Consider the following 14333-nt stretch of genomic DNA (forward strand, 5'->3'; position numbering starts at 1 on the left):
TCAGAGCTCGCGGCCCGCCACGCGCATCGCCCAGAACGCGACCGCGCTCGCCGCGGCGACGTTGAGCGAGTCGACCCCGCCCGCCATCGGGATGCGCACGACCACGTCGCTCGCCGCCACCGTCGCGGGCGCGAGGCCGTGCCCCTCGGCGCCGAGCACGAGCGCGAGGCGCTCGGGCGGGTCGGCCGCGAGCGCGTCGAGCGTGACGGCGTCGTCGCTCAGCGCGAGCGAGGCGACGACGAACCCCGCCGCGCGCAGCCGGTCCACGCCGGCGGGCCAGGGGTCGATCCGCGTCCAGGGCACCTGGAACACGGTGCCCATCGAGACCCGCACGCTGCGGCGGTAGAGCGGGTCGGCGCAGCGCGGCGTGGCGAGCACGGCGTCGACGCCGAGCCCCGCCGCCGAGCGGAAGATCGCGCCGACGTTGGTGTGGTCCACGACGTCCTCGATCACGGCGACCCGGCGCGCGTCGCGCAGCAGCTCGTCGACGTCGGGCAGCGCGGGCCGGTTCATCGCCGCCAGCGCTCCCCGGTGCAGGTGAAAGCCCGTGAGCGCCTCGAGCTCGGGCTCCGGCGCGGTGAACACGGGCGCGTCGGGGAACGCCGCGAGCACGTCCGCCATCTGCTCGAGCCAGCGCGGCGCCATGAGGAACGAGCGCGGCACGTGCCCGGCGGCGACGGCGCGGCGGATGACGTTGGAGGACTCGGCCATGTACAGGCCCGCGCCCGGCTCGTACCGCGTGCGCAGCGCGACGTCCGTGAGGTGGGTGTACTCCGCGACCCGCGGGTCCTCGAGCGCGACGGCGAGCGGGACGGGGTCGGGTCGGGTCACCTCCCCATCGTCCCAGGTCACGGTCCGTCGACCGACCGACGGCTCAGCCGCCCACGATCACGGTGGCCGCTCCGGGCCCGGGTGCGATCGGCGTGCCGTGCATCGACTGGTCGCCGAGCCGCGCGGCCGGGAACCCCCCGACGAGCACGGTGAGCGAGCCCATCGCGATCCCGTTCGGCGGCCCCACGCACGGGATGCTGCCCGGCATCGCGTTGGCGACGGCCGCCGGCATCCCCATGACGAGGACCGTGGGGACGCACCCGGCCGGCGTGATCGGCCCGCCGACGTGCGGGACCGGCCCGGTCGTGAGCGGACAGAGCGCGACGTCGCCGGCGCGCAGCCACGGACCGGTCGGCACGCGCTCAGCCTCCCGCGGTCGGCGTGGGTTGCGGCGCCGGGCTGACGAGGTTGCCGCCGAACGTCAGCGCGTCCGCGCACTCGGCGGGCGGCGGCGTGAGGCCGAACGGTGCGCCCGGCTGGCGGCAGGAGAGGAAGAACCGCACCTCCCCGCCCGCCGGCACCACCACCGGGGTCTGGAAGTGGAAGTCGGAGTCGCGGAAGTTCTCCAGGCCCAGCTGCATGAGGACCTGGCTCTGCCCGTCGATCGAGGTCTCCACCGAGACCGTGCCAAAGTCGCCCTGCGGGTTGTTGAGGAGCAGGTCGTACAGGCGCAGCGTCTGGCCGTCCGGCACCGTGAACGCGGCGACGTCGCTCGCGTTGGGGCCGGCCGAGACCTCCAGCCGGTTGACCGACGGCACCGAGATCTCGGCGGGCGGCAGGATGCCCTCGCGCAGCGTCTCCATCTGCTCCAGCTGGTCCTGGGCCGCGGCGTCGGTCTGGGCGGCGGTGTTGGCCGAGTCCTGCGCCGCCTGCTGCGCGGCGGCCGCGGCCTGCTGGGCGTCCTCGGCCGCCTGCACCGCGGCCTCCGTCTCCTCGGCGACGGCGGCCCGCGCCGCGGACTCGATGACCGGGCGCAGGAGCACGAACCACGCCAGCGCGAGCAGCGCGAGCAGCGCCAGGAGCGCGAGCAGCGCCTTCATGAACCACTTCGGCAGCGTCGCGGTCTGGACGTGCACGCCGTCGAGCACGACCGGCGTGGAGTTCTCCGCGGACACGGTCACGGCGAACGGGTACGTGACGCTCGCGCCGCGCCAGATCCGCTTCGCGGGCTTCACCTTGACGGTCGAGAACGCCGCGGTGCCGGGCTCCACCACGAGCAGCCCGGGATCGACCTTGAACCCGAGGTGCTTGCCGTCGTCGGTCGCCTTGATCGTGAGCGTCGCGGGCGCGTTGCCCCGGTTGTCGACGGCGACCTGGTGCCTGGCGCCCATCCGTCCGGTCGTGGTGCGCGGGACGAGCTCGGCGACCGACTCCAGGAACGGGAGGATCTCCACGACCCCCTCGGGGGTCACGACCTGCTCGGCGTGGTCCACCGGCACGATCCGCACGCCGAAGTCGAGCGAGCCGACCGGCACCGCGGCGTCGCGCGGCGGGCGGAAGGTGATCGTCGCCGTCGTCGCCTCGCTCGGGTACACGCCCGCGATCTGCGCGGGCTCGACCTGCGCCCACGCGGCCGGGACGCCCAGCACCTCGATCTGGTACCCCTCCACGGTGGTGCCCGTGTTGGCGATGCGCACGGCGACGGCCGCCTCCTCCCCGGGGGTCAGCCGGACGTGCGAGGTCTCCAGCGTGGCCGTCGTCGTCATGGCCTCGACGGTAGGCAGCACGTCCGCGCCCCGGCAGCAGCGGCGCGGACGTCCGAGCGGGCAGCGCTCCTGCCCGTTGAGCCGACGTTGAGTGCCTGATCAGTACGCCGGAGCATGCTGCCCGAGCGGGCCGGACGGGTGCCTGCGGGGACGGTGCGGGCGAGGTCGACGCGCCACGGTGACAGGGGCTGGGGATGAGTGTGATGACGGGCACGGTGGCCGGTGCGGCCACCGACAAGGTACGGGTGTGGGTCGGCGCGACCGATCCGATCTCTCTCGCGGGCGTCGCGAGCGCGCTGCGGCCGCGGCCGGAGCTGACCCTCGTGCGCGAGGGCGACGGCGGCGCGGCGGGCGCCCGGGTGGCGGTCATCGTGACCGACCGGGTGGACGAGGCGACCATGCGGGCGGTGCGCAACGCGCGCCGGACCGGTGACGCGCAGGTGGTGCTGGTGGCCGGCTACCTCACCGACGACGACGTCGTCGCGGCGGTCGAGGCCGGCGTGCTCGCCCTGGTGCGGCGGTCCGAGGCGACGCCGGACCGGCTGGTGGCCGTGATCCGCAGCGCGGCGCACGGCGAGGGCACGGTCCCCCCCGACCTGCTCGGGCACCTCCTGGACCAGGTGGGCTCGCTGCAGCGGCAGGTGCTGCGCCCCCGGGGGCTCACGTTCACGGGCCTGGCCACGCGGGAGATCGACGTGCTGCGGCTCGTCGCCGACGGCATGGACACCGCCGAGATCGCGCGCACGCTGTCCTACTCCGAGCGCACGGTGAAGAACGTGCTGCACGACATCACCACGCGCCTGCAGCTGCGCAACCGCAGCCACGCCGTCGCGTACGCGCTGCGCGAGGGCCTGATCTAGCGGCGTCGTCCGCCCGCCTGCCCCAACGGGAAGCGGGCGGTGCCCGCTCGGGTGGACCGAGCGCACTCGCTCCCTCCCCGGGGCGCGACCACGCTGGGCAGGCGCCGCGCGCGAGCACGGCGGGGCGTGGGTGCGCAGTCGTGCGTGACGAGGCGGGCGGGCGGAGGTGGGCAGGTGAGGCGGAGGATCGGCGCGGGCGTCGCCGCGGTCGCGGCCGCCCTCGCGCTCGTCCTTGCGGTCACGACGGCGAGCATCGCCGTCACCGAACCCGAGCCCACCGAGAGCCCCACCGCAAGTCCCGGTCCGCCGGTGGACCGCCCGCGGCTGGCGTTCACGGACGACGGATCGGTCGTGTCGGAGGACACGCTCCTGCGCTACGACCAGACCAGCGCCTACCCCGACCGCACGCAGGGCCGGGCGACGGAGTGGGACGGGCGGGAGAACGTCCTGGGCTACGGCCGGTCGAACGCTCAGGCGAGCGCGCCGGAGCCGACGACCGATCTTGTCGCGTTCGTGAGCGACGACTGGTGGAACGACTCGGCCGACCCCCGCTTCGACGCCGGGGACGTGTGGGTGCGGACACAGAATGCGGACGCGGCCACCGAGTACCTGCGCGTGACCTGCGACGCCGCCACCGAGCAGCACCCCGTGATCGACCCGACCGGACAGTGGGTGGCGTACGCGACGAACCTCGACGGCACCGACGACGTCGTCGTCGTCCCGGTCCCCTACGACACCGACGACGGCCCGCTGGACGCGTGCACGGACGACCTCGGGGCGCGGGTCGTCGCGAGCGGCGGGGGTGACCAGACGTGGCCGGCGTGGACCGCGTCGGGCGGGCTCGTGTACTCCACCAACGATGCGGAAGGCTTCGAGTCCGACCTCCTGATGCTCCCGGACCCCCTCGAGCAGCCGACGAGCGTCGTCGAGCTCACCGACGGACAGGCCGACGAGACGCAGCCGGCGGCCACGCAGGTGTTCGTCGGTCAGGCCACCCCCGTCACCGTGATCGCCTTCCGGACCGACGAGTTCCGGCCCGACGGGTCGATCGCGTTCATCCAGTGCACCGACCTCGAGCCGTGCCGGGGCGAGAACCTCACCGCGCCGGCCTCGGCGTACGTCGACACGGAGGCCGGCACGGACGTGCAGGGCGCCGAGCCGGTCTGGTCGAACGCCGAACCGACGCGGGACCCGGCGAACCCCACCCGGTCGATCGCCGAGCTCGCGTTCACGAGCACGACCGGCGACTCCGACGGCGACGTCTGGGTCGGTGAGTGGTCGGTCGGGGCGGACGAGGCGCGCTACCTCGACCAGGACCGCGCGGTTGCGCAGCCGCTTCGTGCGGAGACCCATCCCACCTGGACCTCACAGTGGTCCCCGGTGGGCGAGGGCGAGAACGACCCGGACGGCGTCGCCCTGTGGTCGACCGCGAGCGGTGTCGACAGCAACCTCGAGGTGGGGGCGGGCAACATCCAGGACGTCCTGGCCTCCGACGGTTCGCAGCGCCGCACGATCGTGGAGCAGTTCGACGAGCTGGCGACCGACGAGCGCACCCCGACCTACTCCCCCGACGGTGAGCGCCTCGCGTTCTCCCAGAACCTCTGGACCGAGGACGGGGAGAGCTATGTCATGGGGCGTGCCATCACGGTCGGGCCGTGGGACGGCAGCGCGAGCGGCGCCGAGCTCTCGCCGCTGCCCTACGAGCGTGCTCCGAGCGATCTCGACGTCGACCCCGTCTGGTCCCCGGACGGCTCGTCGATCGCGTTCGTGCGCTACGTCGAGCGTCAGGAGGGTGATCCTGCGCAGACCTCGGGCGCGCCCGAGGGGTACCGGCCCGGGCGGATCTACGTGGTCGACACCGACTCGGGCCTCGTGCGGCCCCTCGTGGACGACGACGACCGCGGGGAGGGCATCGGCCAGTCCGACCCCTCCTGGTCCCCGGACGGGACGCGCGTGGCGTTCTCCCGCACGAGCGAGCCGTGGGCCGGTCCGCCGACGGACCTCGGCCTGCAGATCGCCGACGTCTCGGCGGCCACCGCGCAGCCCCTGCTGACCGAGTCCCCCCTGCCGTGCCCGACCCCGACGTGCGACCTCATGGTCTCCGTCCTCGGCCGGCACCCCGCGTGGTCGCCCGACGGCGAGCGCCTGGTCGTCGCCGACCTCACCGTGCCCACGGTGAGCGGCGCGGCGGTGACCGTCGACGGCCGGGGCGCGCTCGCCGTCGTGGACGTGGCGGGTGGGGCGAACGGCACCGCCGCCGTCGCGTCGAACCCCGTGCTCCTGACCCGGCCCGCCGTGCTGGCGACCGAGCGGGACGCCGGCGCGGTGGACCGGATCTGGCGCGAGGTCGCGTCCGCCGCGGAGCCCGCGTGGTCCCCCAACGGCACGCGGATCGCGTTCTCGGGCACCGCCGCCGGCGAGGCCGTGGCGCGCGACCTCTGGACGATCGCGGTGGACGGCAGCGATCTCGTCCGGGTCACGAACGACCCGACCCGGCAGACCGACCCGGCGTGGCAGCCCGCACCCGCGCCCGGGCTCACGGTCGCGGCGTCCGAGCCGGCGCCGAGCGTCGGCACCACGGTCACGTTCACCGCCACGGTCGTGCCCGGCACGACCGCACCGCTCGGCGCGACCCGGGTGACGTTCACCCTGCCCGAGCAGCTCGCCAACCCCTCCGCGTCCGGGTGCCAGGTCTTCGGGGACGCGGTGACGTGCCCCGTGCCGCCCCTCCTCCTCGGGACCAGCCACGACGTCGTGATCACGGTGGACGTCGTGGACGAGGGCGAGGCGACGGTCGACGTCGCGCTGACCTACCCGGACGACTCGGTCGTGGCCGACACCTCGGTCACGCTGACCCCCGTGCTCGTGCTCACGCGACCGCGGCTCGCGTTCACCAGCGAGGGGACCGACGTCGCCTCGAGCACGGTCGACGGCCCGACGGACGACCCGAGCTCCACGCCCGAGCCCGACGCCCCGGTGTTCCCCGCCCGCACCGACCGGCGGTACGAGAGCGCGGGGCCTTACCGCGAGTACCTCGGCCTGCGGGCGGCCGGTCAGCTCACCGCCGTCGTTCCGGGGATCGAGAGTCCCGACCGCGCGGCGTTCGTGTCCGACGGCGACCTCACGTACTCCGCGGGGCAGGACGCCGGCGACGTCTACGTCGACCTCGACGAAGGCCCGTCCGCCCGCCCCCACCGGATCACCTGCGACGCCGACGTCGAGCAGCACCCCGTCGTGTCGCCCGACAACGAGTGGGTCGCCTGGGCGGTGGACACGGGCGCGGACGGGCTCGACGTGGTGGCGGCCGTCATCCCCTACGACGACGAGGACGCCGTCGAGCAGGCGTGCGACGGCGGGCTCGAGGTCGTGACGATCGCGGGCGGACCGGGCGACCAGACCTGGCCGACCTGGGTGCCGGCGACCGGCTCGCTGGTGTACTCCGGCAGCACCGCGCCGGGCGAGCCCGCCGACCTCTACCTCGTGCAGGATCCGCTGAGCGGCGAGCCGACGACGGTCCGCCTCACGGACACGCCGTCCGACGAGTCGCAGCCCGCCGCGGTGTCCCTGCCCACGCGCGACGGCGGGACGGCCTCGGTCATCGCGCTGCGGACGACGGCGTTCCGGCCCGACGGCTCGCTCGGGTTCCTCGTCTGCCAGCCCTGGTACGACTGCACCGAGGAGAGCTACGGCGCCGTGATCGACGCCTACGCCGCCTCGCCGGTGGCGTCGGTCCAGGGCAGCGAGCCCGCGTGGATGCCGGCGCCGAGCTGGTGGAGTCCCGTGGACAACGCCGAGATGACGCTCGCGTTCACCTCGACCACGGGCGACGAGGCGGGTGACGTGTGGGTCGGCACGTGGCGCGTCGGGCTCGACCCCTCGACCGAGGAGAGCGTGGCGACGTACGTCGACCAGGACCGCGCGGTCTCCGAGCCCGGCGTCGCAGCGAGCTTCCCGAGCTGGCTGAGTCTGTGGCAGGGCTTTCCCTCCGCGTCCGCCGACCTGTCGCTCACCACCTCCGACGGCGACGGCGACGTCGAGGACGTGCACGCCCCCGACTTCACCGAGCGCCGCGCCGTGCAGGCCGGTGACTGGTTCTACTCCGACGGCTCGACCGAGCTCGACGAACGACAGCCGGCCTACTCCGGCGACGGCGAACGGCTCGCGTACTCGGTCGACGTCGAGGTGCCGTGCGTCGACGGCGAGGTCGATGACTGCGGCCCGGGCTACCCACGCGTCCGCGCGATCGGGGTGTCGGACTGGCGCGGCGACGGCACGCAGGTGCTCGCCTACGACCGCGCGCCGCACGACCTCGACGTCGACCCCGTGTGGTCGCCGGACTCCACCACGATCGCGTTCGTCCGGTACTCGCTGCGCTCCGAGGGCGACCCGGCCACGTCCGCGGCGCCCGAGGGCTACCGGCCCGGCCGGGTCATGCTGCTCGACGTCGCCACCGGCACCGTCACGCCGCTCCTCCCCGACGAGGACGACCCGAACGCCGACGACGCCGTCACGTCCCAGCGCGACCCGGCGTTCTCCCCCGACGGACGCACGATCGCGCTGACCCTCTCGCGCGACCCGTGGGCCGGCGCCCCGCAGGAGCTCGGCGTCGTCCTCGTCGACGTCGCGACGCTCGCGGCCGCGCCGCTGACCGTCCTGCCGCCCACCGACTGCCCGCTCAGCGTGCTCTGCCAGGCGCGACCCGTGACCGGCCGCCACCCCACCTGGTCCCCCGACGGCACGCGGCTCGCGCTCGCCGACGTCACGGTTGCGCAGCCGGTCGGCTCCGCGCTGCGGTTCGACGGCCGGGGGGCGCTGACGGTGGTTGACCTGCCCGGGTGGGACGGCGCGGCGCCGCGCGTGCCCGTCGCCGTCACCGACTTGCACCTGCTCACGCGCGCCGCCGGCACGGGCGAGTCCGACGTGGGCGCCGTCGACCCCGCGCTGCGCACCCTGAGCGACCCCGGCGAGCCCGCGTGGTCCCCCGACGGCACCGCGCTCGCGTTCTCCGCGGCGCTCGCGGGCCGCGACGCCGCGCGGGACGTGTGGACGGTGGCGCCGGACGGCTCGACGCTGCGCCGCGTGACGAACGACCGGACGAACCAGACCGACCCGGCGTGGCAGGGCTCCCTGCGCCACGACCTCGGCGTGACTCTCGCCGCGGACCAGCCCGCGCTCGCCGTCGGGCAGTCCACGACCCTGCGGGTGGGCATCGCGTCGTCCGGACCGGGCGACGCGCCGGCCTCGTCCGTGACCGTGGTCGTGCCCGACTCCCTCACCGTGACCGACCCGGGCACCTGCGCCCCGAGCGCCGCGGTGGGGTGGGACTGCGCGGTGCCGGCGCTCGCCGTCGGGAGCTCGTACGAGGTCGCGCTCACGGTGCGGCGCGCCGTGGCCGGCGACTCGGTCGTCACGGCGACGCTGCCGCCCGGCGACGCCGTCGCCGGCAACGACTCCGTCACGCTGACGATCACGACGCCGGCCGGCGGGACCGCGGACCTCGTCGTCTCGGTCGCCCTCGGCTCGCCCGTGGCGGTCCCCGGGGCGACCGGGCCGGTGCTGTGGCGCGGCGGCCAGGCCGGGACGGCCACAATCACGGTGCGCAACACGGGCACCGCGCCGGCGGTGGACGTCGCGGTCGCGACGACGTGGCCCGCCGACCTCCTCCCGTCCGGCAACCCGGGCACGAGCGCGTGCACGTCGACGTCGGGCTCGTGCGCCCTCGGCACCCTCGCCCCCGGGACCGAGGTCGTGCTCACGGCCGCGGTGGCCGCCGTCGGGCCGGTGCCCCCGGCGGCGCCGACCGAGCGCTCCGAGCCGGCGCCCGCCGTCGGCCCCGTCGAGCCGCCGGTCTCGGTGAGCGTCGGCGCCGTCGCGACGACGGCCACGCCGCAGGACGCCGCGAACGACTCGGCCACCGCCGCGGTGGAGCTGCGCCTCGCGCAGCTGCGGATCACGCACGACGTGGCCCGGCCGGGTAACCCCGTGGTGGCCATGGGTCAGTACTTCCCGCCCGGCGCGCAGGTCGACCTCGTCTGGTCGCGCGGGGTGACCACGATCCCCGGCCCGTACACCGTGCGCGAGGACGGCACGCTCGTCGCGACGGTGCCGGTCATCGCCGACGGGCTGCTGGCCGACCGCGACCTCGCCGCCGTCCCGGCCACCGGTGAGCCGACCTCGTGGGGCGACGCGCGATCGCGCCTCCTCGTGATCTCCACGACCGTAGCCGCACCCCACTTCCTGTTCCGCAGCTGACGGAGGACCGCCCGTGATCACCCAGGTGGACGAGGCGCTGCGCGCGCAGGTGCGCGCCGCCCTGCAGGGCACCGACGTCGAGGTCGTGCTCGACGCGCCCACGAAGGACTGGGCCGCGCGCCGCAACGCCCCGACCGTGGACGTGTACCTGTACGACCTGCGCGAGGACCTGCGCCGCCGCAGCCTCGGCCTGCTCGAGCCGCGAGACGCCGACGGCAAGGTGACGCACCGGATCCCGCCGCCGCGGCAGTTCAAGCTCTCCTACCTCGTCACGGCATGGACCCAGCGCCCCGAGGACGAGCACCGGCTGCTCGACGCCGTGCTCCAGCACCTCGTGCGGTTCGACGCGCTGCCGGGGTTCGCCGTGCCCGCGCTCGCGCTCTCGATGGGACAGAGCACCTCGATGCTGGTGGGGCTGCCACCGCCCGAGGACCGCTCCTTCGCGGACGTCTGGACGGCGCTGGGCGGGGAGCTCAAGCCGTCGATCGACGTGGTGGTCACCGTCCCGGCGGACCTCGACACCGACCGTGTCGTGGCACCGCCCGTCACCGAGCCGATGGAGCTGGTCACCGACGGCGCCACCCCGGGGTGGGTCCCGACGGCGGGCAGCGAGGTGCGCCGTCGGCACCGGGCGCCGGTGCCCACCACGGCCGCGCTGGCGCGGGGGGCGGCCGCCCCTGCCGGTGCGACCGACCCGGCGGCCGAGATCGGGTCGACCGCGAGGCCGGCGGCAGGGTCGCCACCGGACGAGGCGCCGAGCACCCGCACCACGACCACCGCGCGCCGGTCCGCCCCGAGGAGGAAGGCGCCGTGAGCACCGCGACCGACCGTCTGCTGCAGCGGCTGCTCGACGTCCAGGACCGGGTCGGGCTCGCCGTCGAGCTGCGGCGGGCGGGCGACCCTCGGCCCGAGGACCCGTTCCGCGGCCTCTACGTGGACGAGCCGATGGTCGACCACCTGCTCGCCCGCGAGGGGCCGGACGCCGCGGCCCTGCCCGACCGGCTCGGCGAGCCCGCGTGGCTCGTCGACCCCGGCAGTCTCGGCGGGGCGGGCGCGTCCGGACCCGAGGAGGAGGACCGGGTGCTCCGCCTCGCGCGCGCCTTCGCGCTCACCGAGCTGGACGTGCGCCTCCTGCTGACGGCGCTGATCTGCGAGGTCGACCCGCGGATGGAGCTGCTGTTCGGATACCTCAACGACGACGTCACCCGGCGACGTCCCACGGTCGCGGTCGCGCTCACGCTGTGCGGCACGTCGGTGGCCAACGCCGCGGCGCGTCACCGGCTCGAGCACGGTCCGCTCGTCGCGTGCGCGCTCCTGGTGGTGGACGACGTCGAGCGGCCGTTCCCCGGCCGAGGCCTGCGCCTGCCCGACCGGGTCGTGGACCACCTGCTCGGCTCGGACGCCCCCGACGCCGCGCTGCGGGACGTGCTGGCCCCGGCCGAGCCGATCGGATGGGGCGACTCGAGCCGCCTGTCGAGCGCGCTCGGCGCAGGCGTCGCGCTCGTGCACCTGCGCGAGTCCCCGACGGGCTCGGGCCGGCTGCTCGCCGTCGGGGCGCTGGAGCGCCTGGGGCGGGGCGGGCTCGTGGTGGACGCGCACGCGCTCGCGGCCGCCGAGGACCCCCGGGCGCTCGCCGCGCTCGCCGCCCGCGAGGCGCGCCTGCGCGGGGACGTGCTGGTGGTCTGCGACGTCGACGCCCTCGCGGGCACGCCGCACGTCCTGCGCCGCCTGCTGGATCCCGCCGTGCAGACGGTGGCAGTCGGCACGGGCACGTGGGACCCCGCGTGGAGCGCCACGCCCGCGCTGCAGCTCGCCGTCCCGGCGAGCACGGCGGCCGAGCGCTCGGCGCTGTGGGAGGACGCGTTGGAGCTGCCGCCCGGCGGGCGACCGGGCACCATCGACCCCGTCGCCGCCACGGCACCGTTCCGCCTGCGCCCGGAGCAGGTCGCGCGCGCCGCGCGCACGGCCCGCAACCTCTCCCGGATGGACGGCCGCCTCACCGCCGACCACGTGCGCCGCGGCGCCCTCGGCGAGAACGGCACCGCGCTGGAGCGGCTCGCGCGTCGGATCGAGCCGAGCGTCGGCTGGGACGACCTCGTGCTGCCGCCCGCCGTGCTGGGTGCCCTGCGCGAGATCGCGCTGCGCGCGCGGTTCCGCGAGCAGGTGCTCGGGGACTGGCGGATGCGGCCCGGCGGCGGTCGCGGCATCGGCGTCGCGGCGCTGTTCGCGGGCGACTCCGGCACCGGCAAGACGATGTCGGCCGAGGTCGTGGCGCACGAGCTCGGGCTGGAGCTGTACGTCGTGGACCTCGCGACCGTGGTGGACAAGTACATCGGCGAGACCGAGAAGAACCTCGAGCGGATCTTCGAGGGCGCCGCGGGCGTGAACGCGGTGCTCCTGTTCGACGAGGCGGACTCGATCTTCGGCCGGCGCACCGAGGTGCGCGACTCCCACGACCGCTACGCCAACATCGAGAGCGCCTACCTCCTGCAGCGGATGGAGTCCTTCGACGGGCTGTGCATCCTCGCGACCAACCTGCGCGCCAACATCGACGAGGCCTTCACGCGCCGCCTCGACGTCCTCGTCGACTTTCCCCTGCCCGACGCCGAGCAGCGCCTCGCGCTGTGGGACCGGTCGCTGGGGCGGGCGATCCCCCGGGCCGGCGACGTCGACCTCGAGTTCTGCGCCGAGGCCTTCGAGATGGCGGGAGGCGCCATCCGGTCCGCGTGCGTGACCGCGGCCTACCTCGCGGCCGCGGACGGCGGCGTCGTGAGCATGACGCACCTCGTCTCCGCGGTGCACCGGGAGTACCGCAAGCTCGGCCGGCTCACCCTCGAGCACGAGTTCGGCCGGTACTGGGGCCTGCTGGACCGAGCCTGAGCACCTCGGCGCCCTGCCTGGACCTCGCCGCACCCACTCGTCGGCGACCCCTGGCCACCCGCGCCCTTTCGGGCACCCGCTCTTCCCCCACGGGCGTCCGCGCGGACCGCCCGGGCCCCCAGCCCCGGCAGCACGCTGGGCACAGCCGCGGCGGACCCCGTCGAGGCGCCCGGATGACCGGTTCACGATCGCAGACGAGGAGCCCCCCATGCCGACCTATCTCTCGCCCGGCGTGTACGTCGAGGAGGTGGAGGCGGGCACCCGGCCGATCGAGGGCGTCGGGACCTCCGTCGCCGCCTTCGTCGGGCTCGCCCAGAAGGGACCGGTGAACACGCCGACCCTGGTGGCGAACTGGACGCAGTTCGTGGAGACGTTCGGCGACTTCGTGCCGGGCAGCTACCTCGCGCACGCCGTGTACGGCTACTACATGAACGGCGGCGGCGTCTGCTACGTCGTGCGGATCGGGGCGACGCCGACGCCCGCGATCGCTGCCCCGCCGTCCTCCTCGGCGAAGTCCGCCCCCAAGCAGCTCGGCCCCGCGCAGGCCGTGGTCGGCGCGCTGCGCCTCACGAGCCAGGACAAGTCGGTCAAGCCGAAGCGGGTCACCGTCGAGGTCGCCGACGCCGGCGGCGAGAACCCGCCCGAGGACCAGTTCACCCTCATCGTGCAGGTCGACGGCAAGGAGGCCGAGCGCTACGACAACGTCACCACCAAGCGCGGCGAGAACAACGTCGCCACCAAGGTGAACACGCACTCCAAGATCCTGCAGGTCGAGGAGCTCACGTCCGGCAGCGCGCTCATGAAGCCCGACAAGGGCGTCACGGAGCTCCTCGTGGCACCCGAGGCTCCCCCGGCACCGAGCGCCGACGAGGTGACGGCCGCGGACTACATCGGCGACGCCGCCGAGCGGACCGGGTTCAGCGGCCTCGAGGCGATCGACGACGTGACGATGGTCGCGGTGCCGGACCTCGTCGCCGCGCTCGAGCAGGGCGCGATCGACCGCGAGACGTTCAAGGCGGTGCAGCTGGCGATCATCGCGCACTGTGAGCTGATGGGCGACCGGATGGCGATCCTCGACCCGCCGCCCGGCCTCAACGCGCAGCAGATCAAGGACTGGCGGGTCGACGAGGCGGGCTACGACTCCAAGTACGCCACGCTGTACTGGCCCGAGGTCAAGGTCTTCGACCCCTCGACCGCCTCCACGCGGTACGTGCCGCCGTCGGGCCACGTCGCCGGCGTGTGGGCGCGCAGCGACAACGAGCGCGGCGTGCACAAGGCACCCGCGAACGAGGTGATTCGCGGCGCCGTCGAGCTCGAGACCCAGATCACCCGGGCCGAGCACGACCTGCTCAACCCGGTCGGCATCAACTGCATCCGCGCCTTCCCGGGCCGCGGCATCCGGATCTGGGGCGCCCGCACCCTGTCCTCCGACCCCGCATGGCGCTACGTCAACGTGCGCCGGCTGTTCAACTACCTCGAGGAGTCGATCCTCGTCGGGACCCAGTGGGTCGTCTTCGAGCCGAACGACGACGCGCTCTGGGCGCGCATCCGGCGCACCATCGCCGCGTTCCTCGTCAACGAGTGGCGCAAGGGCGCCCTGTTCGGCCTCACGCCGGCCGAGGCGTTCTACGTCCAGTGCGACCGCGAGACCAACCCCGCCGAGGCGATCGACGCGGGCCAGGTGACGTGCCGCGTCGGCGTCGCGCCGGTCAAGCCGGCCGAGTTCGTCATCTTCCAGCTCGCGCAGTTCTCCGGCGGCACCAGCCTGGTCGCCGAGTAGCCACCGTCCACCATCGGGAAAGGA

8 protein-coding genes are annotated in these 14333 nt (G+C 75.0%); 5 read left to right on the forward strand and 3 right to left on the reverse strand.

The genetic code is table 11. The features are described 5' to 3' along the window. The 3 genes from AC3AQ1_RS01765 to AC3AQ1_RS01775 are packed head-to-tail and all read right to left on the reverse strand — an operon-like array spanning position 1 to position 2537. Positions 1-831 carry a TrmH family RNA methyltransferase gene (locus AC3AQ1_RS01765; protein ID WP_108717573.1) on the reverse strand — a complete coding sequence of 277 codons (831 nt, stop codon included), beginning with the start codon at positions 829-831 and terminating at the stop codon, positions 1-3. A 43-nt stretch (positions 832-874) separates the two neighbouring features. Next, positions 875-1189: a PAAR domain-containing protein gene (locus AC3AQ1_RS01770; protein ID WP_108717574.1), complete on the reverse strand. Its 315-nt coding sequence runs from the start codon at positions 1187-1189 to the stop codon at positions 875-877. 4 nt (positions 1190-1193) lie between these two features. After that, positions 1194-2537 carry a COG1470 family protein gene (locus AC3AQ1_RS01775; RefSeq protein WP_108717575.1) on the reverse strand — a complete coding sequence of 448 codons (1344 nt, stop codon included), beginning with the start codon at positions 2535-2537 and terminating at the stop codon, positions 1194-1196. Between the two features lie 194 nt (positions 2538-2731). Between AC3AQ1_RS01775 and AC3AQ1_RS01780 the strand changes: the two genes are divergently transcribed. The 5 genes from AC3AQ1_RS01780 (at position 2732) to AC3AQ1_RS01800 (ending at position 14309) form a co-directional block, all read left to right on the forward strand. Beyond that, complete coding sequence (locus tag AC3AQ1_RS01780; protein ID WP_234417663.1) at positions 2732-3397, forward strand: response regulator transcription factor; 666 nt, start codon at positions 2732-2734, stop codon at positions 3395-3397. 174 nt (positions 3398-3571) lie between these two features. After that, positions 3572-9649: a DUF11 domain-containing protein gene (locus tag AC3AQ1_RS01785; RefSeq protein ID WP_108717577.1), complete on the forward strand. Its 6078-nt coding sequence runs from the start codon at positions 3572-3574 to the stop codon at positions 9647-9649. Between the two features lie 13 nt (positions 9650-9662). After that, entirely contained in the window at positions 9663-10463 is an 801-nt protein-coding gene (locus AC3AQ1_RS01790; RefSeq protein WP_108717578.1) for a Pvc16 family protein, read from the forward strand. Then, entirely contained in the window at positions 10460-12529 is a 2070-nt protein-coding gene (locus AC3AQ1_RS01795) for an ATP-binding protein (RefSeq protein WP_108717579.1), read from the forward strand. The genes AC3AQ1_RS01790 and AC3AQ1_RS01795 overlap by 4 nt, the downstream gene beginning before the upstream one ends. Positions 12530-12737: 208 nt before the next feature. Then, on the forward strand, positions 12738-14309 hold the full coding sequence (locus tag AC3AQ1_RS01800; RefSeq protein ID WP_108717580.1) for a phage tail sheath family protein: 1572 nt from the start codon (positions 12738-12740) through the stop codon (positions 14307-14309). Positions 14310-14333: the final 24 nt, after the last annotated feature.

It is taken from the genome of Miniimonas sp. S16 (genome assembly GCF_057748195.1).

What these genes read in the sequence shown, in the direction of transcription:
- AC3AQ1_RS01780 (WP_234417663.1), top strand. Translation starts at nt 2,732, where the DNA reads ATGAGTGTGATGACGGGCACGGTGGCCGGTGCGGCCACCGACAAGGTA.
- AC3AQ1_RS01775 (WP_108717575.1), bottom strand. Translation starts at nt 2,537, where the DNA reads ATGACGACGACGGCCACGCTGGAGACCTCGCACGTCCGGCTGACCCCC.
- AC3AQ1_RS01800 (WP_108717580.1), top strand. Translation starts at nt 12,738, where the DNA reads ATGCCGACCTATCTCTCGCCCGGCGTGTACGTCGAGGAGGTGGAGGCG.